Origin of the sequence: Streptomyces enissocaesilis (assembly GCF_039533765.1) — a bacterium.
Taxonomy (GTDB): Bacteria; Actinomycetota; Actinomycetes; order Streptomycetales; family Streptomycetaceae; genus Streptomyces; species Streptomyces enissocaesilis.
In genome coordinates this window covers 1-19,577 of record NZ_BAAAUD010000105.1, presented here as the reverse complement: position 1 = coordinate 19,577, position 19,577 = coordinate 1, and the positions used below count along the sequence as shown (strand labels likewise).

The window sequence follows — 19,577 nt, the reverse complement described above, 5'->3', positions numbered from 1 at the left end:
CCAGCCGCGCAGAGCCTCGGGGTGCACACCAAGATCGACGGCGAGCTTCTTGATCTGCGGCTTCGGGACCGAGGTCCGGGACATCCGCACCGCACGCTCACGCAATTCGAGCGAGTACTTCCTGGGAGCAGCCATGGCCGATGTTCCTCTCATGAGAACCATCTGACCTGCTGTCAACATGCTCCACATCTCGGGGGAACCTCACCCGTCCGGCGGCAGCGCTTGCTGCGTGCTCGGCCGGGCGGTCGACAGATCAACGCCAGGACACCCGTGGGGTCAGTCATAAGCAAGAGTCAGACCGCCTCAGCCGGGACTACCCGATCCTTGCGGGATCCGGTGAGAACAGACTGACAGTCATAACTCGACCCGACCCGACCCGACCCTGCCCATGCTCCTGCGGATGCCGTACCGGTCGCAGACCTGGGCGAATGCGGCAGACGTATATTGAATCCGCCTTGCGATCCGCGGTCCGCGTGGAAAATCACCCCGGTGACGTCGCCGCCGTGGGCCGCGACCGCGGCCTGGAGCGCGTCGATGACGAGGCCGGCCCGCATGTGCGGGGCCATCGAGTAGCCGGGCACCCGGCGCGAGCGGATATCAATGACGCAGGCGAGGTAGAGCCATGCGGATCCGACCTGCACGTATGTGATGTCGCCGCACCACTTCTCGTCCAGGGCGTCAGCGGTGAAGTCCCGCTGGACCAGGTCCGGCACCAGCGGGGCGAGACGGTCCGCGATGGTGGTGCGCTTCTTCTTGCGCAGGTGACGGCCGACGATGCCGTTCTTGCGCATCAGCCGGGCGACCCGCTTGCGGTTCACCGTGTGGCCGAAGCCGCGTAGTTCGGCATGGACGCGAAGCGCGCCGTAGTTCCCGCGGTGTTCGGCGTGGATCTCTCGGATCTCGTCGACCAGGGCCTCCTCCTCGGCTTGGCGGGTGGCCCGAGCTTTTGCGTCGGCGATCCACCGGTAGTAGCCGGAGCGGGAGACTTCCAGGACCTGGCATATCCGCTTGATGCCGAACGTCTCGGCGTGGGCGGAGATGAAGTCCCAGGCGGTGGTCTTCACTTCATCTCCCGGGCGAAATAGGCCGCCGCCCGCCGCAGGATCTCCCGCTCGAGTTGCCATTCCTTCTCCGCCTTGGCCGGCCGGGCGTTCTCCGCGCGCAGCCGGACCAGCTCGTCCATGGCATCTCCCGGCATACCGGACGCGGCCGGACGGCCGTCGGCGTCACGCACCCAGGTCCTCAGAGTTTCGGGGTTAACGTTCAGATCGGCCGCGACGTCCCGAAACGTCCGCCTGCCGGCCGAAGCCCGCCACAACGCGATCGCGTCGGACCGGAACTCCGGACTGTACTTCCAGGGCCGTGCCATATGGATCTACACCTTCCTGGACCATCGAGATCCATTGTCAGGTGTGTCCACACCACGGGACTCACCTCACTGAGGGCCGGCCCCGCGTATGCGGCCATCGCGGCCATCCGGCCGTGTGCGATGGTTACTCGGACCAGGGGACTTCGGTGCTGGCGAAGTAGGCCAGGTCTCGCTGGTTCCACAGCCGCCCGTGGTGGGCCAGGCGCTCGCGGTACTCCGGCCACTGAGGGGCCCGCCCGCACCATGCGGCCTCCGCCACCGAGGCCAGTCGGGGCAGCAGCAGTACGGTGACGTCGTCGAAGCCCTTGAACTGCTCGGCGAACACGGTAGCTTCCACTCCTCCGACGCACGCGTCAGGGATCGCGTACGCGGTGGGATCCCAGGCCGCGGCGTGCTGGACGCCCAGGGGGCGGTAATTGCCGAAGCCGAGACGCCCGGCGGCCTCGGTCTGCTCGGGCGGTGCGAACTCGGCCGCGTACGGGCGGTCGAGGTACAGGTGGGACTGGGGTGACAGCAGGACCCGTCCGCCGGCCTCTACGACCCGCTCGAGGTCGTGGTCCGTCGGGGCGAAGAACTTCTTGAGCGCCTTGATGAAGTCCAGGGTCCGGCCCGCGGCCACGAGTTCGGGGCGGCCGGTGAGTTCCTCCTCGGTGTCGGGCAGGTCCATCATGGCGACGTCCACCCAGTGCTGGACGATGTCCCGCGGTTCGACACCGGCGCGCGAGGACTCCTGCCAGCCGACCGGGCGCTTGCCGAACTCGCGGACGATCGCTCGCAGTTCGTGTACGGACGCGGCGAAGCTCTCCGCCGTCGCGCCGAAGGCCTCGTCCCCGCCGATGTGAACGAAGGGGCCGGTCGTCAGTTCGCAGACCTCCGCGAGCAGCCGGGTGACCGCGGCATGCGTCGCCTCGTCGGTCAGGTCCAGTGGAGGGATGAAGGGGAAGCGTTCCCCGAGTCCGGCGGGCGCCGGTGCTTCCGCGAGCCCCGGCAGGGCCTCCCTGAGCGTGCCACTGTGGCCCGGCAGGTCGATCTCGGGGACGACGGTGACGAAGCGCCGGGCGGCGTACTCCTGGAGCGAGCGGAACTCGTCCACGGTGTAGAACTCACGGGCCGGACCGTCCGTGACGGTCGCCGTCAGACGGGGGATGCCCGGCAGTTCGATGCGCCAGCCCTCGTTGTCGGTGAGGTGCAGGTGCAGCACGTTGAGCTTGTAAAGCGCTGCGAGGTCGATGAGCCGGCGCAGTTCGTCCGGGGTGAGGAAGCTGCGGGCCGGGTCCAGCATGAGGCCGCGCCAGGCGTATCGCGGGGCGTCCGTCAGCTCCTGGAAGGGGAGCTCGCCGTGCTCCCCGGCCGTGGCGATGAGCTGAAGCGCCGACGTCGCGGCCCGGAAAACCCCTTCGGCGGTGCGGGCCAGGCACTGGATGCCGTCCGCGGTGACCCTGAGCCGGTACGCCTCGTCGGCCGGGTGGGCGCCGCCGTCCGGTGCGACGCCCACGGTCGCGCGGGCAGGGGCCGAAGGCTCGTCGTCGAGGGCGAGGGTCAGAGTGTGGGATCCGGATCCGTCGCTCCCGGCGGGCAGCAGGAGGCCGGGCAGATGTGGTGAGAGCAGTGTCCGCAGGGTCTCGGTGAGCTGTTCCAGTACGGGATCGGCTGCCGTGACCCGCCAGGGGCCTGTGGCGTGCAGTGCGCCGTCATCGGCGCGAGGGGTCGGCCCGGCGGAGGCGTAGGGGATGACGGCGTTCATGGAGCTTCTCCCTGTGCGCGGGTGGGGCCAGGAAGCCGGAGCGCCGTTGTCAGGTGTGGCGCTCCGGCCCCTGGGGTTCGGTGCGGCCCCCGGAGCGAGTTCGGCTCAGCCGCCTCTTCTCCCGTACCGCTGCCACCTGTACGCTAACACGAAAACCGATCAATGAACGCTTTTTGTGGAGTGGGCGAGACCCGTCTCCGAGCGAAAGGAGAACCTCGATGGTGCACGCTGCCGGACTCGGTCCTGCCCTGCCGGAAGGCTTCCTCATGGGTGCCTCGACCTCGGCCCACCAGGTCGAGGGGAACAACGTTTCCAGTGACTGGTGGGCCCTGGAGAATCATCCCGGCAGCTTCGTCACCGAACCCAGCGGGGACGCGGCGGACAGCTACCACCGGTGGCCCGAGGACATGGACCTGCTGTGCGAACTCGGCTTCGACGCCTACCGGTTCAGTATCGAGTGGGCTCGGATCGAACCACGGCGCGGCATGATCTCCCAGGCGGCCCTGGAGCACTACCGGGCCATGGTGCGAGGCGCTCTGGAACGCGGCCTCGCCCCGGTGGTGACGCTGCATCACTTCACGTCGCCGAAGTGGTTCAGCGACCTCGGGGGCTGGACGGCCCCGGAGGCGACCGAGCTGTTCGCGGCCTACGCGCGCACGGTCGCAGACATCCTGCGCGACGGAGTCCGTTACGTGGCCACCATCAACGAACCGAACATCATGGCCCTGATGTACGCCTTGAAGCGCCATGCCGCCGAGCACGGCTGGGAGAGCGTCGCGCCGGGTGCGCGCACCCTCCGGGAAGGGGGAGCGGCCGCCGTCGACCCGGCCTCGCTGGAACTCGATCCCGCGGTGGTGCAGGCGCTCATCTGTGCCCACCGGGCCGCGTCCGGAGTCCTGAAGACCGAAATCCCGCACCTGCAGGTCGGCTGGACCGTCGCCAACCAGGTCTACCAGGCCGAGCCCGGCGCCGAAGAGGCGACGGCCGCCTATGCGTGGCTGCGCGAGGACGTGTTCCTCGAAGCCGCCCGTGAGGACGACTGGATCGGCGTCCAGGCGTACACCCGCCACCGCATGGACGTGAACGGCACCCTCCCGCCGCCCGCCGGCGCCGAGACGACGCTGACCGGATGGGAGATCTACCCCGAGGCGCTCGGCGAGGCGGTACGGCACACGGCGGAGATCGTCGGCCCGCATGTACCCGTCATCGTCACCGAGAACGGCATCGCCACCGCGGACGACGAGCAGCGCATCGCCTACACGGCCGCCGCGCTCACGAGCCTGGGGGAGGCCATGAGCGACGGCATCGACGTCCACGGATATCTGCACTGGAGCGCGCTGGACAACTACGAGTGGGGCACCTACCGGCCGACGTTCGGGCTCATCGCGGTCGACCGGACCACGTTCGCCCGTATGCCCAAGGAGTCGGCACACTGGCTGGGAGCCCTGTCCCGGGCCCGCCGGCTGCCGGACCCCGCGCCGCTCGGCTCGGTCTCCGTGCCGTCCGGGCGCTAGGCTAACCGGCATGGCGAAACGGGGTCCGTACGAGAAGGGCGAGGCCAAGCGCAGCGAGATCCTGCACGCGGCACTGGAGATCTTTGCGGCCGAGGGGTACCGGGGTACCTCTCTGCGCAAGGTGGCGGCGAAGTGCAATCTCAGCCTGCCCGGGCTGATGCACTACTTCGACTCGAAGGAGGACCTGCTCACCCAGGTCCTGCGCATGCGGGACGAGACGGCGCGGGTGCGTCAGGTCGAACGCGACCATCCGAAGAGCTATCGCGAGATCATCAGGGAGGGCGCGAACACGCCCGGTCTGGTCGAACTGTTCGTGTCCATGGCCGCGGCCGCCAGCGACCCCGCGCATCCCGCGCACGCCCACTTCGCCGAGCGCTACCCCGTGCTGCGGGAACGCGTGGCGGACTTCGTCCGGGCGCGCAAGGACGAAGGGCGCATCAGCACCCTCGTCCCCCCCGAGCGGCTGGCCGTGCTTCTCATCGCCGTGGCCGACGGGATCCAGCTGCAGTGGCTGATCGACCGGTCGACGGACATGGAACAGCCCATCGAGGACCTCATGCGCATCCTCGACCCGAGGCCGGCGCCCGACGAAACCTGAGAACCGGTCGCGGCGGGGCACCGCGGGGACACGACGAGGAGGGGCAGCGCCGGAGGGATGGTGCTGCCCCTCCGGCGTTCGGTGCTCCTGTGCGTGCCGCCCCTCGTGCCGGGGGTCAGCCCCGGCACGAGGCGGCCGCCATCACGGCCTCGGTCCACCCCGTCCACCGCGGATCGGGGCCTGCCGCGGGCTCCCAGGACATCGCCGTACAGACGTAACCCACGGCGAGACCGCTCTCGGGGCGGGCCGCGCCCAGCCGCCCGCCCGCCCCCGCATGGCCGAACGAGCCCCCGCCCAGCATGGGCAGCCCGGTCCGGGGCAGCTCGAAGCCGAGCCCGAAGCGGGAGCGGCCCGAACCGTCGCCGCCGTCGAGCGGAGCCGGGGGAGCCAGGTGCTCGTTGCGCGAGGTCCGGGCCCGGTCGACGGTCTCCGGGGACAGCAGCCGCACACCGTCGATGGGCCCGATGACCGCGGCGTACAGCCTGGACAGCGACCGGGCGTTGCCGATGCCGCCGGCGCCCGGCAGCTCGGCGGCGCGCCCCTGCCGGGTCGTCAGCCCTTCGGTCGCGGCCGTCAGCTCCGCCGCCGTCGCGCGGAGCGCGAGGGACAGCGGGTCGGCGGGGGAGAGGCCGAGACCCGCGAGGAAGCGGGTGATCTGCTCCTGCGTCGGCTCCGGACGGACGGAGAACTGTGGGACGAAGCGGCGTTCCGCCTCCTGCGGCAGCCCGATCCACAGGTCGAGGCCGAGCGGGCCCGCCACCTCGGCTGCGAAGAAGGCCCCGACACTCACCCCGGCCACCCGGCGGATGACCTCGCCGACCAGATGGCCGTAGGTGAGGGCGTGGTATAAGAACGCGGAGCCGGGCTCCCACACGGGCCGCATCGCCGCGAGTTCCGTGACCCGACCGCCCCAGTCGAGGAGCCCGGGCAGCCCGATCCCGGCTGTGCCGTAGGTGAAGGCGGGCAGCCCGGCCCGGTGGGTGAGGAGATCGGCCACCGTCGTCGCGCCCTTGCCCGCAGCGGCGAACTCCGGCCAGTAGCGTGCCACGGGCGCGTCCAGGTCGAGCTCGCCGCGCTGGCTCAGCAGATGCGCGCAGACGGCGACCATGCCCTTCGTGACCGACATCAGCACACCGACCGAGTCCGTCCCGTACGGCGGAGCGCCGGCTGGCCCCCCGCTGCCGGATGCGAGGTCCACCGACGCCGCGCCGCCCGATACCGCGCCGGCGGACGCGAGGTCCACCACCAGCCGCCCGTGGTGATGGACGGCCAGCTGCGCCGCGCCCGGGTCGTCCGCCTGGCCCCGGGCGAACGCGTCCCGCACCGCCTCCCAGCCGGGTGCCGCCTGCCCGCTGACCACCGCTTCTCTCGCCATGTCAGGACCGCCGTTCCCGGTCTTCGGCCATGCGCGCCTCGACCGCGTCGGCCAGCGCCCCCAGGCTCGCGGGCGGTACGGGGCTCTGCGGGAACTCGCAGATGACGTCGAGCGGCACGCCTGCGAGGAAGCGCCGCATCACCGGATCGGCCAGGGCACCCTGGCCCTCCTGGGGCGCCTCCGCACGGGCTTTGGCGAACCACTCGCTCAGCAGGGGCCCGCCCACCGGGTGTTCGAGCCACTCCGCGAGGGTGTTGCGGCCGGTCAGGCGGATCTTGGACGGATCGCCCTCGACGGCCACCTCGACGGCGGCGCGGATGTCGCGCGAAGAGGCGCCGGCCTCGATGCGGTATCGTCCGCCCTCGACCTTCCAGCCGTCCTCCCGTTCGCTGAAGTACGCGAGATCGTGCCGCGCCACCTCCACGACCACGTCCCGGCTCTCGCCGAGTTCCAGGAACAGCGAGATGAATCCGCGCAGTTCGCGTACGGGACGCAGCACCCGTGAGTCCGTCGGGCCGCCGCTGTAGATCTGGACGATCTCGCGGCCGCCCCGGGAGCCGGTGTTGGTGACGGTCAGGCCGACGCGGAACACGCCGTCGGCCTCCTCCACGTGCAGGCCGTCATAGCCGAACGTCGTGTAGGACAGGCCGTGACCGAAGGGGAAGGCGACCTCGCAGCGACGGGCGTCGTAGCCGCGGTAGCCGACGAAGATTCCCTCGCCGTACCGGGACCTGCCCTCCTCACCCGGGAACGACGGGTGGCTGGGGGAGTCCTCCAGCCGCAGCGGAACGGTCTCCGCGAGCTTTCCGGACGGGTTGACCGCCCCGAACAGCACCCGGGCGAGCGCGCCGCCGCCCGCCTGGCCGAGCAGCCATCCCTCGACGAGGGCGGGCACCCGTCCCTGCCATGGTGCTGTGCGCACCACGCCCCCGTTGGAAAGCACCACCACGACGCGGGGGTTGACCGCCAGCACGCGCCCCAGCAACTCGGTCTGGACGGCGGGAAGGTCGATGTGATCGCGGTCGAAGCCCTCCGACTCGTCCTGCGCAGGCAGTCCGAGGAACAGGACCACCGTCTCGCTGTCCGCGGCCAACCGCACCGCCTCGTTGAACAGTTGGGTATCCGCGTCCGTGGATTCGGCTTCGGCGCCGGGGAGGGCGTATCCGGCTGCGAAGCGCACGTCGGCGCCGGTGGCCAGTTCGCGCAGGCTGTCCAGGGGGACGTCGAGCCGGGTCGGCGTCACCTGCGAGCTGCCGGCTCCCTGGAACCGCGGGGTGCGGGCGAGTTCGCCGATGACGGCCACGCTGCCCCCGGACGGATCCAGCGGCAGCAGCGCCGATTCGTTCTTCAGCAGTACGACGCACTGGTCGGCCGCCCTGCCTGCCAAACCGTGATGGCCGGCCACGTCGATGGCCCCGGGGGAGTGGACCGGGTTCGTCGCGCGCCGCGCGAAGCGGACGAGCCGTTCGACGGCGAGGTCGAGAACCGCCTCGTCCAGTGCGCCCGACTCGACCGCGGCGGCCACCTCCAGGTCCGTCCGGCCGCCGGTGCCCGGCATCTGGAGGTCGAGTCCGGCGCGCAGGGCGGCGACCCGGTCGCGTACCGCTCCCCAGTCGGACATGACGATCCCGTCGAAGCCCCACTCACCGCGCAGAACAGCGGTCAGCAGGCGGGCGTTCTCCGACACGGGTACACCGTTGACCCCGTTGTAGGAGGCCATGACGGACCAGGGGCGATCGCGGCGGACGACGCGTTCGAAGGCGCGGAGGTAGATCTCCCGCAGTGGGCGCTCGTCGACGTCGGCGCTGACCCGCATCCGGTCCGTCTCCTGGTTGTTGGCCGCGTAGTGCTTGAGGGCCGCACCCACCCCGGCGTCCTGCAGCCCGCGCACCATGGCGCCGCCGAGTTCGGACGAGACGAGGGGGTCCTCGGAGAAGTACTCGAAGTTGCGTCCGCACAGGGGCGACCGCTTGATGTTGATACCGGGTCCGAGCACGACGCCGACGCCGTACGCCGCGGCTTCGGCCGCGATCGCACCGGCGACCTGCTCGGCGAGCTCCGGGTTCCAGCTGCTGCCGAGGGCGACGGCGGGCGGGAAACAGGTCGCGGGGGCGGCACTGTGCAGATCGAGCTGGCCGCCGTCGCCGCTCTCCTTGGGCAGGCGCAGGCCGTGCGGCCCGTCGGACAGCATGACGGCGGGAGCGGCGGCCGCCGCGGACTCCTGGGTGACGAAGTCTCCGGCCCCGCTGGTCAGCGAGGCCTTTTCGGCGACGGAGAGGGCGGCGGCGGGCGACGGGTGGGACGGCTTGCGCTGAGGCATACGGCGTACCTATCAGGCTTTCGTAGGGGCGGGGCACGCAGTTCAGGCCTTCGTAGGGAGGGGCCGGCAACGGGCGCGGAGCGCGCGGGCTGTGCGCGGACCGTGCCGCCGTAACGATCCGGCACCGCGAATCGGGGCAAGACGGCATGCGACCCAAAAACGTATGGTGATCGGTTTTCGCTGTCAAGGGTTCGCGTGCGCGGGTCGCGGGCCGCTGTTTCTGTCTGGAATTTCTCTTCGGCAGAGCGCTTGACGGTTAGAAACCGATCACCGTACGGTTTTCGTGCTCGGGCGGCCTGCTCTGATGATCTCCCCTCTGCCGTCCACCCATCCGCTCCGCTCTGCCACGAATCGAGGAACGGTCATGTCGGTTTCCGGTCGGTCATCCACTCCTGCGCGCCGGGAGGCGGTCCAGTCCGCCTCGGTCCCGGGCGCCGTCGCCCGTGCCCCGCGTCTGGCCTTCGCCACGGCGGCCGCCGCCGCCCTGCTGATCGGCGCCGCCGCGCCCGGCACAGCGGCCCCCATTGGTGAGCAGGCGGCGAAAGGGGAGCACTACGTGGCCCTCGGTGACTCGTACAGCTCCGGCCCGGGGATTCCGCCGCAGACCGATACGGTCTGCGGCCGCTCCGACCGGAACTACCCGTCACTCGTCGCGAGCGCCGTCGGTGCCGATGACTTCACCGACGTGACGTGCGCCGGAGCCGACACCACCCACATGGCCGGCCGTCAGGAGTCGGCGCCGCCCCAGCTCGACGCCCTGCGCCCCGACACCACGCTGGTCACCCTGGGGGTAGGCGGCAACGACCTGGACCTGGCCGGCGTCATCACCCGCTGCGTGCTGGTGGCCTACCTGGCGCCGAACGGCTCGCCGTGCAAGAGCAGCTTCACCCTGCTCGGTACGGACGAGATCGGCTCCCGGATCAATGCGACGGCGCCGAAAATCGACGCGGTGCTGCAGGAGATCCACGCCCGTTCGCCGCAGGCCCGGGTCCTGCTGGTCGGCTACCCCTCGCTCCTGCCGGACGACGGCAGCTCCTGCCGCGAGACCATTCCGCTGGCCGTGGGCGACTTCGGGTGGGTCCGGGACAAGGAGAAACACCTCAACACCATGCTGGCGCAGCAGGCCAACGTCTACGAGGCCGACTACGTCGACACCTACAGGCCGTCCGTCGGGCACGACGCCTGCCAGGCGGCGGGCACCCGCTGGATCGAACCGGCGGACTCCGCCGAGGGTGCCGGCTTCCACCCGAACGCGACCGGGCACAGGAGCATGGCCGATGCGGTCCTCGACACCCTCAACAGCTGACGTCGGCTCCGGCTTCCTCGCGATCCGGACGCAGCCCGTGCATCCGGAGGAAGGCGCGGACCTGCTCCGCCATATCGACGCTGTCCGGCTCCAGCAGCCACTGCGTCTGCAACCCGTCCATCAGGGCGAGCCACTGCTGGGCCACGGCCGCCGGATTGCCCTCGGCCTCCGGTCCTGCCGCCGCGAACAGCGCCGCCAAGAGCTCGGTCATCTCCCGGCGGAGGATGCGGTAGCGCTTCACGAAGTACTGGTGGGCGGGGTGCCCGGGATCGGATGCCTCCGCCGCCAGCTTCGCGTACAGGGCGACGAGGCCAGGTGTCTCGGCATTGCGGGCGACGACCTCGACCAGGCGGTGCAGTCGCTCCGCGGGCTCCGGCTCCGGGGCGTCCGGTCCGAGGATGCCGGGAAAGAGCAGCCGGGCATCGACCTCGTCGCGGAGGCTCAGCACCTTCAGGAGCAGTGCCTCCTTGCCCGGGAAGTGATGCAGCAGCCCGGCGTGGGTGAGCCCGGCGTGGATGGCGATGTCGCGCAGCGAGACCGCGTTGAAGCCGGAGCGGGCGAACAGTGTGGTCGCCGATCGGAGGATACGGGCGCGGGTGCGTTCGCCCTTCGACTCGCGATGCGGCACGCCCGGCCCATGGTCATTCACTTCGGCGGTCTCCTGAGACAGTCGGTCGTCGCCCGGCGGCGTCGTGCGGTTGCCGCCCGGACGTCTCGTGGGGTCACGCTACGGGCCCGGTGAGCTGTACCCCCAGGTCAAGGGTGCTTCTGCGGCTCGTTCCGGGGTGCCGGCCAGCAGAACTTACCGGCTGGTTGATTCTACAGATCAAAAACCTACCAACTGGTTAATTCCGTGTGTAGGCTCACCGGCAATCTTCCCCGGGGCGGACACTCCCCGGCTCTCCAGACGGAGCGAAAGACATGAGCAGAACAGCCCGAATCGCGACGGCGGCCGCCTGCGTCGCGGCATCACTCGCCCTCGCGGGATGCGGAGGCGCCGGCAACGGCGCCGAGGGCGCCGGATCCTCGACGCTGACCATCGCGACGATGACCCTCCCGCAGAGCCTCGACCCCGCCGTCGCCACCGGCAGCGCCCTGCCGTTCTTCCAGACGGTGTACGACACCCTCATCAAGCGCGAGCCGGACGGCAGTTTCAGCCCGATGCTCGCGACGGAGTGGAAGTACAACGCGGACCGTACCGAGTTCGCCCTGACCCTGCGGGGGGACGTCAAGTTCGCCGACGGAAGCGCCTTCGACGGCGCGGCGGTCAAGGCGAACCTGGAGCGCTTCCAGAAGGGCGGCGGAGCCTCCGCCAAGTGGCTGAGCGACCTGGAGGCGGTCGAGGTCACCGACGCCTCCCACGTCACGCTGAAGCTCAAGCAGGCCAACCCGGCCCTGGAGTTCTACCTGAGCGACGCGCCCGGTCTGATGGCGAACCCCAAGCAGTTCGCCAAGGGTGAAAGCCTCAAGACGACGCCGGACGGCACGGGCCCGTACCGCCTGGACAAGACCAGGACGACGGTCGGCACCAAGTGGTCCTACGAGCGCAACGCCGACTACTGGGGCAAGAAGCTCCCGTACAAGAACATCACCATCAGCTTCTTCGACAACGAGACCGCCATCTCCAACGGCCTGAAGACCGGACAGGTCAACGCGGCACTCCTGCAGACGGCGGACCAGCAGGTGGCCATCGAGGCCGACTCCAAGGTCAAGACGCAGAAGCAGGAGATCGACTTCCAGGGCCTGCTCCTTTTCGACCGAGGCGGCAAGCTGACGCCCGCACTGCGCGACCCCCGCGTGCGGCAGGCGCTCAACTACGCCGTCGACCGCGACACGATGCTCGACCGGATCCGCCAGGGCCGCGGTGAGACCACGGACCAGATCTTCGGCCCCGAGACCCAGGCGTACGACAAGAAGCTCGACTCGTACTACTCCCACGACCCGGCCAAGGGCAAGGCCCTGCTCAAGGAGGCCGGGTACGGAAACGGTTTCACCCTGAAGCTGCCCCGGATCCAGGCGATCGTCAACGACGCACTCGCCACATCGCTCCAGTCCGACTTCAAGGCCATCGGTGTGAAGCTCGTCTGGGACGACCTGGACGGCGCGTCGGCGGTCCAGAAGGTCTTCAAGGACCGGGCCTACTCCGGCATGGTCATGAACATCGGCCAGCCCACCTCCGACTGGGCGGCCGCCAACGACCTCGTCACGCCCGGCGCGTTCAACATGTTCGGCACGACGGACGCGACCACCCAGAAGCTGCTGCCCCGCATCCAGTCAGGTGCCGAGGCCGAGGCCAAGGCGGCCGCACAGGAACTCAATCAGCACCTCGTCCAGGACGGCTGGTTCGTGCCCTTCTACCGGATGAGCTACCTCCACGTCTCGGACGGAACCGTGAAGATCGCACCGCAGTCCGGCATGGCCGTTCCCTCGATCTACAACTACGCGCCGGTCAAGTAGCGCCCCGCTCCGACGGATGCCGAGTGTCATGCTGAATTTCATTGCCCGCAGGATCGCCTCGGGCGCCGTGCTCCTGATCGTCATCTCCTTCCTCTCCTACCTGCTGCTGTCCATCCCGCAGATCGACGTGGGACGGCAGCTGCTCGGTACGAGCGCCACCCAGGACGCCGTCGATGCCAAAAACGCCTCCCTCGGCCTCGACAGTTCGGTCCTGCAGCAGTACGGGAGCTGGCTGTCGCACGCAGTCCGGGGCGATCTGGGCAGCTCCTGGTTCACGAGCGAGGACGTGGGCCAGGCCATCAGTAACCGGCTGCCGGTCACGGCGAGCCTGATGCTCGGTGTCACGGCCGTCACCACCGTCCTCGCCTTCCTCCTCGGGGTATGGGCGGCCGTGCGCCGCGGAGCGGTCGACCGGTTCGTCCAGATACTCGGCGTGGTGGGGTACGCCCTGCCCGGGTTCCTGCTGACCCTGGTCCTGGTCCTGGTCTTCGCGGTCCGGCTGGACTGGTTCCCCGCCATCGGCTACATCGGCTTCACCGATTCGCCCAGCGGCTGGCTCTCCACCGTCACCCTTCCGATCCTGTCCCTGTCCGTGGCCTCCGTCGCGGGCGTCTCCCAGCAGGTGCGGGGCGCCGTCATCGACGTCCTGCGGCAGGACTACGTACGGACCCTGCGGGCCCGCGGGCTGCCGGCGTCCCGGATCGTGTTCAAGCACGTGCTCCGCAACGCCTCCGCACCCGCGCTGTCCGTGCTCGGCATGCAGTTCGTGGGACTGCTCGGCGGGGCGGTACTCGTCGAGCAGATCTTCGGCCTTCCCGGCATCGGCAGCATGACCGTCACCTACACCACCCGCGGCGACATCCCCGTAATCATGGCGCTCGTCATGCTCACCGTGGTCGGCGTCGTCCTGATCAACCTCCTGGTCGACGTCCTGATCGGCTGGCTCAACCCGAAGGCGAGGGTCGCATGAGCGAGAACCTTCCGGCGACGACGGCCGCCGGCCCCATCGTCGCCCCGCCGCCCGGCGGCAGGGCAAGCCCTGTACGCCCCCGCGGCACCCTCCGAAGGGTGCTGCGCAACCCCCTGGGCGCAATATCCGCGGCGCTCCTCCTGATCATCGTCCTGGCCGTCGTCCTCGCGCCCCTCATCGCCCCGCAGGCGCCCGGCGCCTCCTCGCTCGCCGACGCGTTCAACGGCCCGAGCGCCGGGCACCCCCTCGGTATGGACTCGGCGGGACGCGACATCCTGTCCCGCGTGCTGTACGGAGGGCGCAACACGCTCGGCGGCGCCCTGCTCGCCCTCGCCATCGCCCTCGCCCTCGGCGTGCCGTCCGGACTCTTCGCCGGCTACTGCGGCGGCTGGTTCGACTCCGTCGCCAACTGGACCGTCAACCTCGTCATGGCGCTGCCCGCCATGGTCGTCCTGCTGGCCTCCCGCGCCATCCTCGGCCCCAACGTCTGGGTCCTGATGATCGTGCTGGGCGTCCTGGTGGCACCCAGCTTCTTCCGCCTGGTGCGCGGCATCGTCGCCAACGTGCGGGGCGAGCTGTACGTGGACGCCGCGAAGGTCTCCGGACTGTCCGACGCCCGCATCGTCGCCCGGCACGTGCTGACCGTCGTACGCGGCCCCATCATCATCCAGGTAGCGCTCGTCTCCGGCATCGCCATCGCACTCCAGGCCGGTCTCGAATTCCTCGGCGTCGGCAGCGGATCGACGGCCACCTGGGGCGCCATGCTCAACGAGGCGTTCCAGAACATCCAGCGCGTCCCCATGCTCATCCTGTGGCCGGGCCTCGCCCTCGGCCTCACCAACTGCGCCCTGGTCCTCATGGCCGGCGCCGTGCGGGACGCACTGGAAGAACAGGCACCCCGACCGCGGTCCGCACGCCGGTACCCCGCCCCGGCCGCGGGTGTGGAGGAAACCGCCCGGACGCAGACGCCCCGAGCTGCTCTCCTGTCCGTACGCGGCCTCGCCGTCGCCTACGCACAGCCCGACGGCACGGACAAGGAGGTCGTCCACGGCGTCGACCTCGACGTCCACCCCGGCGAAATCGTCGGACTCGTCGGCGAATCAGGCTCGGGCAAGAGCCAGACCGCCTTCTCCATCCTCGGCATCCTGCCCCAGGGCGGCCGCGTCACGCGCGGCAGCATCACGGTCAACGGCCAGGAGGCGGCCGGGATGAGCGAACGCGACCACCGCGCCCTGCGCGGAAGGACCGCCGGGTACGTCCCGCAGGAACCGATGAGCAACCTCGACCCCGCGTTCACCATCGGCAGCCAGCTCATGGAACCCATCCGCCACCACCTAGGGCTCTCCCGGAAGGAAGCCGCCGCCCGCGCCCTGGAACTCCTGCGCCTCGTGGAGATCCCCGACCCGGAACGCACCCTGCGCCTCTACCCGCACGAGATCTCCGGCGGCATGGCCCAGCGCGTCCTCATCGCCGGCGCGATGTCCTGCGACCCCGAACTCCTGATCGCCGACGAACCGACCACCGCACTCGACGTACGGGTCCAGGCCGAAGTGCTCGACCTGCTGCGCCGCCTCCAGAAGGAACGCGGACTCGGTGTGCTGCTGGTCACGCACAACCTCGGCGTCGTCGCCGACGTCTGCGACCGGGTGGCGGTAATGAACTCCGGCCGCATCGTGGAGTCCGGCACCACCGAACAGGTCCTCGGCCAACCGGAGGACCCGTACACCCGCACCCTGCTCGCCGCCGTACTCGACGATGCTCCCACCCGCGCCCCCTGGCAGAACCGAGCAGCAAGGACCGCCACCGCATGAGCACCCAGGAAAGCGCCGGTCCGACGGATGACCTGCTCGCCGTTCGGGACCTGCGGGTCTCCTTCCCCGGCAAGGGATGGCGCGCCCCGGACACCGAAGTCCTCAAGGGCGTCGACCTCACTATCCGACCGGGTGAAACCCTTGGCCTGGTCGGCGAGTCGGGCTCGGGGAAGTCCACCATCGGCCGGGCGGTCCTCGGTCTCGCCCCCGTACGCTCGGGCTCCATCACCTTCGACGGAGAACGGATCGAGCGGGCCGACGCGCGCCGCCGCCGCGCCCTCAGCCGCGACCTCCAGGTCATCTTCCAGGACCCCTACACCTCCCTGAACCCCGCCCGCACCATCGGCGACACTCTCGCTGAGCCCCTCATCGGCCAGGGCGCCAGCACCCGGGAGGCCCGGGGCAGGGTCGGTGACCTGCTGGACCGGGTCCACCTTCCCGCCGACGCGGCGGGCCGCCTGCCCAGGGAGTTCTCCGGCGGCCAGCGCCAACGCGTCGCCATCGCCCGCGCACTGGCCCTACGCCCCCGGCTCGTCATCTGCGACGAGCCCGTTTCCGCGCTGGACCTCACCACCCAGCGCACGGTGCTCGACCTCCTCCTGGAGATCCAGGAGGAGACGGGGGTCTCGTACCTGTTCGTCTCCCACGACCTCTCCGTGGTCCGCTTCATGAGCCACCGGGTGGCGGTGATTCACCGGGGCGAGATCGTGGAGACGGGCGACGCTGCGAAGGTCACCTCGCAACCGACCCACAGCTACACCCGCACCCTGCTGCTCTCCTCACCGGTGGCGGACGTGGCCGAGCAACGGCGGCGGCGCGCTGCGGCGCAGACGGGCGGTTGACAGCTCCGAGTTCCTGGTCGGCTGCCGGCCGAGAGAACGCTCGGACTCGGCGGTCGCCGGGGCGGGACACTGGAGCCCCTCGCCCAACCGCTCCTCATAATCACCCCGACGCACCACCGCGACCTGCGCGGGGGCAATTTCGCCGCCGCGCACCGTGTGCCGCAGCCCCACCCCGGCGAGGGCGCTCGGGCCCACGGGCAGCTTCGCCGGCACCCCCGAAGAAGCCCTGGACTGCGCCGGCGGCCTCTACCTCACCGCCCAAACATCTGAAGTCTCCAGGCGCCCTGGTGTATTGCCCTGAGAGGTTGGGGACGCGGCTGGCGGGTGGTTGGCCTGCGAGCGCGGTGTGCCCGTGGTGGTGATTGTAGGTGTGCAGCCATTGCGGAAAGGTGTCGCGTCGTTCCTGCTCGCTGCTGTAGGGGCGGGCGTAGGCCCATTCGTCGAGCAGGGTTCGGTTCAGGCGTTCGACCTTGCCGTTGGTCTGGGGCCGGTAGGGCCGGGTTCGCTTGTGGGTGATCCCGGCCCCCGCCAGCGCGTCACACCAGTCGCGGGAGCGGTAGCAGGAGCCGTTGTCGGTCAGGACCCGCTCCACGGTGATCCCGGCCTGGACGAAGAAGGCGTGGGCGCGGGTCCAGAAGGCGGTGGCGGTCTCCTTCTTCTCGTCCTTGAGGATCTCGCTGTAGGCAAGGCGGGAGTGGTCGTCGACGGCGGTGTGGATGTAGCTGTAGCCGGCGCCGGAACGCTTCTTGCGGCCTGCTTGCCTGCCGAGGGCTTTGTGGCCGCCGCCGTCGGGGATGTTGCCGAGTTTCTTGATGTCCACGTGCATCAGCTCGCCCGGCTTCTCGCGCTCGTAGCGGCGTACCGGCCGCCCGGTGGTCCGGTCCAGGTGCGTGAGCCGGGCCAGGCCGTAGCGGGTCAGCACGCGGTGCACGGTGGAGGGGTCCGGCCGCAGCGGGCCGGTGATCCGCGCCGGTCCCCAGCGGCGCAGGAGGCGGACCTTAATGATCCGCCGCTCGGTGCGGGTCGGGCTGTGGTGCGGGCGTGAGGAGTGGTCGGTCATTCCGGCCTCACCCAGGGCCCGATAGCGGCCGGCCCACCGGAAGGCGGTGGTGGGCGAGACCTGGAAGCGTTCAGCGGCACGCCGCAGCGGCCAGCCGTCCTCGACCACGCAGCGGGCCAGACGGAGCCGTCCGGTCTCGGTCAGGGGTGCATTACGGTGGGGCACGAGGGCCTTTCTGGTCGGTGCAGATGTCGCTATCCACACCGAACCCGGAAGGCCCTCACCCGTTCAAGATCTCTCAGCCGAGACCTGCGTCACCCGTCCACAACCTCCCGGGACAGAACAGACTCATCCCCCAGTGACGTTGGCAACCAGGGAGAGGGGGCGTGACCGCTTGAAGTGCGACGGCGTCTTCGAGCACGCGCAGCAGTTCGTTCAGTTCGAGCGCCGTGAGATGGCCGTCTCCCACCGGCTGGAGCGTGTCGTATTGCGGCGGCGCCGATGGCCATGAGGCGATCACCGCACAGATCGGCATGCGGTCAAGGCAATGCCTTCGGAGTGGGGTCGGGCGGCGCCGGGAGGGAGGGGAGCCGCTGACCTTCCAGAGCTATCGTCCAGAGAGTCTGAGCAGTCGTGGCTGCTCTCAGAGCAGCCTCGAGTACTTCCGGTGCGTACAAATTATTCTCGCCGTTGGGTGGGATGATCCATTCCAGATCTCCCGACTCGCGATATGGAGGCGGCACAGCTACCCAGCATCCGCGCTGGGCGTACCGCAGCCCTGTCCCGAACCACTCGTCGTCGGCGTCACATGGCAGGAAGAAACCGATCCTGCGCACTTTGCGATGCAGCAGTGTCGCCCCAGGTGTCCGGGTCCGATCACCCCATAGCACCTCAAGGGCGAGCAGGCCGAGATGCTCGGGCGTGCTGAGAACGTTCCAGCGGCGCCCGGCCTCTAAAAGCACAGGGCCCGGATCTACTTCCCACTGCCTTTTGCACGCACGGGGGTCCGGGGCCGCCGCAGCAAGCCACTCAACACTGCGCATCCAAATCGCATCCCACACCTGGAACCTCCTACGACGAGTAACGGCTCAGGCTCATCCTTGTGATCACTAAGTAGGACGGGAAGGGGGGGGCGAACCCTGGCGATAAAGGTCGAGTATTCGACCCTAGCGATCGTGATCGATCACCTTCACTCGTTAGAGGGCACATGTCTCCCAAGCAGTTGATCCGGCGACGCCGGAGCGCGACCGTGCCCAGCCGTGCCCGATCGAGCGGGCACGGCGAACCCCGGGAAACAGGGCCTTCAGCATGCGGGCGCTGAGGTCAGGTCTGCTACATGGTGAGGTTGCGGAAGCGTTTGTAGCAGCAGATTGCGGCTGCCAGCCCGAGGAAAGCCAGGTAGTTGCCCGGGTGTTGCTCGTAGCGGTGGTTGAGTCGGCGGTAGCCGGTCAGCCAGGACATGGTCCTCTCGATGACCCGCCTTCGGCGGCCGAGACGTTCGCTGGACTCGATGCCCTTGCGGGCGATCCGGACGCCAATGCGCTTGCCCCATAACCATTTCCGCAGGTGAGGCACGTCGTATGCCTTGTCTGCGTGGAGACGCCTCGGCTTGGAGGGCCCTGTCCCCGGGTTTTGGACACCGGAGACACTTGGATCTTGATGGTTCAGGAGAACGGAGTCCCGGTGGTGATGAAGCATTACCCGGCCGATTTCAAAGCGGACGCGGTCGCGTTGTACCGCTCGAGGCCGGGAGCGACGGTCAAGTCGGTCGCCGGTGATCTCGAGGTGAACCCCGAGACGCTGCGGAACTGGATCCGAGCCGCCGACGGGCGCCGACCTGGCGCCCACTCCGAGTCATCGGCTGCCTTCTTGCGCCCGCCCCCGGGCCGGCGGACCCGTCCCAACGGTTTTGCCCCGGATTCCAGCTCGTCCACGCCCTTGCGGATCGTGGTCTCGCTGACCTGGGCCGCCTGCGCGACGGCCCGGATCCCGCCATGGCCCAGCAACCGGGCCTCGGTTGCCATCAGCAGACGCCGCTGCCGCTCGCCGAGGTGCGGGAACAACACCTCAAATTTCAAGGCGAGTTGGTCACGGATCGACTCAGAGATGCGCATGCCACATCAACGAGCCGCAGAGCGGGAAGCAACACGTTGATTCTCTGCGCGCCCTTAGCTTGACGTTTATGGTCCGTCGTCGAACACGGCCTCGAACTTGCTGATGGGTTTGCCTGAGTTCCGGACGTGAGAGCGGCCTTCGCCTGATCCTGTGCTC

The 19,577-nt window shown here is 69.7% G+C and carries 12 protein-coding genes and 5 pseudogenes; 8 read left to right on the top strand and 9 right to left on the bottom strand.

Annotated features, from left to right (window positions below):
* From ABD374_RS34820 to ABD374_RS32645, 3 genes and pseudogenes are all read right to left on the bottom strand, one after another.
* The coding region (locus ABD374_RS34820) for a transposase (protein ID WP_425577229.1) at positions 1 to 135 on the bottom strand (135 nt) is incomplete at its 3' end.
* A 237-nt stretch (positions 136 to 372) separates the two neighbouring features.
* Positions 373 to 1,369 (bottom strand): annotated as a pseudogene (locus ABD374_RS32650) (IS3 family transposase); the annotation flags it as partial.
* Positions 1,370 to 1,493: 124 nt separating this feature from the next.
* Positions 1,494 to 3,113: a family 20 glycosylhydrolase gene (locus tag ABD374_RS32645; protein ID WP_344500432.1), complete on the bottom strand. Its 1,620-nt coding sequence runs from the start codon at positions 3,111 to 3,113 to the stop codon at positions 1,494 to 1,496.
* 218 nt (positions 3,114 to 3,331) lie between these two features.
* On the opposite strand from ABD374_RS32645, the gene ABD374_RS32640 reads away from it, so the two are divergent.
* Positions 3,332 to 4,627, top strand: coding sequence for a glycoside hydrolase family 1 protein (locus tag ABD374_RS32640; protein WP_344500430.1), 1,296 nt, complete (start codon positions 3,332 to 3,334; stop codon positions 4,625 to 4,627).
* Between the two features lie 10 nt (positions 4,628 to 4,637).
* Positions 4,638 to 5,225, top strand: coding sequence for a TetR/AcrR family transcriptional regulator (locus tag ABD374_RS32635; protein ID WP_344500428.1), 588 nt, complete (start codon positions 4,638 to 4,640; stop codon positions 5,223 to 5,225).
* 115 nt (positions 5,226 to 5,340) lie between these two features.
* Here the strand turns inward: ABD374_RS32635 and ABD374_RS32630 are convergent, their stop codons facing one another.
* Both ABD374_RS32630 and ABD374_RS32625 read right to left on the bottom strand, forming a co-directional pair.
* Positions 5,341 to 6,600 carry a serine hydrolase domain-containing protein gene (locus ABD374_RS32630; protein ID WP_344500426.1) on the bottom strand — a complete coding sequence of 420 codons (1,260 nt, stop codon included), beginning with the start codon at positions 6,598 to 6,600 and terminating at the stop codon, positions 5,341 to 5,343.
* Between the two features lies 1 nt (position 6,601).
* Positions 6,602 to 8,920 (bottom strand): glycoside hydrolase family 3 C-terminal domain-containing protein, encoded by a 2,319-nt coding sequence (locus ABD374_RS32625; protein WP_344500424.1) that lies wholly within the window; start codon positions 8,918 to 8,920, stop codon positions 6,602 to 6,604.
* A gap of 364 nt (positions 8,921 to 9,284) precedes the next feature.
* Here ABD374_RS32625 and ABD374_RS32620 point away from each other — a divergent pair, with 364 nt between their 5' ends.
* Complete coding sequence (locus ABD374_RS32620) at positions 9,285 to 10,226, top strand: SGNH/GDSL hydrolase family protein (RefSeq protein WP_344500422.1); 942 nt, start codon at positions 9,285 to 9,287, stop codon at positions 10,224 to 10,226.
* Here ABD374_RS32620 and ABD374_RS32615 read toward each other — a convergent pair.
* Positions 10,216 to 10,875, bottom strand: a complete 660-nt coding sequence (locus tag ABD374_RS32615) for a TetR/AcrR family transcriptional regulator (RefSeq protein WP_344500420.1) — start codon at positions 10,873 to 10,875, stop codon at positions 10,216 to 10,218. The genes ABD374_RS32620 and ABD374_RS32615 overlap by 11 nt on opposite strands.
* 272 nt (positions 10,876 to 11,147) lie before the next feature.
* Between ABD374_RS32615 and ABD374_RS32610 the strand changes: the two genes are divergently transcribed.
* From ABD374_RS32610 to ABD374_RS32595, 4 genes are read left to right on the top strand one after another with little or no spacing between them, the layout of a single operon-like run.
* Positions 11,148 to 12,683 (top strand): ABC transporter substrate-binding protein, encoded by a 1,536-nt coding sequence (locus ABD374_RS32610; RefSeq protein ID WP_344500418.1) that lies wholly within the window; start codon positions 11,148 to 11,150, stop codon positions 12,681 to 12,683.
* Between the two features lie 28 nt (positions 12,684 to 12,711).
* The gene (locus ABD374_RS32605; protein ID WP_344500416.1) at positions 12,712 to 13,653 is read left to right on the top strand and encodes an ABC transporter permease; all 942 of its coding nucleotides are present in this window, start codon (positions 12,712 to 12,714) and stop codon (positions 13,651 to 13,653) included.
* Positions 13,650 to 15,464, top strand: a complete 1,815-nt coding sequence (locus ABD374_RS32600; protein ID WP_344500414.1) for a dipeptide/oligopeptide/nickel ABC transporter permease/ATP-binding protein — start codon at positions 13,650 to 13,652, stop codon at positions 15,462 to 15,464. The genes ABD374_RS32605 and ABD374_RS32600 overlap by 4 nt, the downstream gene beginning before the upstream one ends.
* On the top strand, positions 15,461 to 16,306 hold the full coding sequence (locus ABD374_RS32595) for an ABC transporter ATP-binding protein (RefSeq protein WP_344500412.1): 846 nt from the start codon (positions 15,461 to 15,463) through the stop codon (positions 16,304 to 16,306). The genes ABD374_RS32600 and ABD374_RS32595 overlap by 4 nt, the downstream gene beginning before the upstream one ends.
* Positions 16,307 to 16,592: 286 nt before the next feature.
* Here ABD374_RS32595 and ABD374_RS32590 read toward each other — a convergent pair.
* Positions 16,593 to 17,531 (bottom strand): annotated as a pseudogene (locus ABD374_RS32590) (IS481 family transposase); the annotation flags it as partial.
* Between the two features lie 1,107 nt (positions 17,532 to 18,638).
* Positions 18,639 to 18,917: pseudogene (locus tag ABD374_RS32585) on the bottom strand (transposase); the annotation flags it as partial.
* A 48-nt stretch (positions 18,918 to 18,965) separates the two neighbouring features.
* Between ABD374_RS32585 and ABD374_RS34815 the strand changes: the two are divergent.
* Positions 18,966 to 19,076, top strand: a pseudogene (locus ABD374_RS34815) (hypothetical protein); the annotation flags it as partial.
* Positions 19,077 to 19,162: 86 nt separating this feature from the next.
* Here the strand turns inward: ABD374_RS34815 and ABD374_RS32580 are convergent.
* A pseudogene (locus ABD374_RS32580) lies at positions 19,163 to 19,420 on the bottom strand (ISAzo13 family transposase); the annotation flags it as partial.
* Between the last annotated feature and the right edge of the window lie 157 nt (positions 19,421 to 19,577).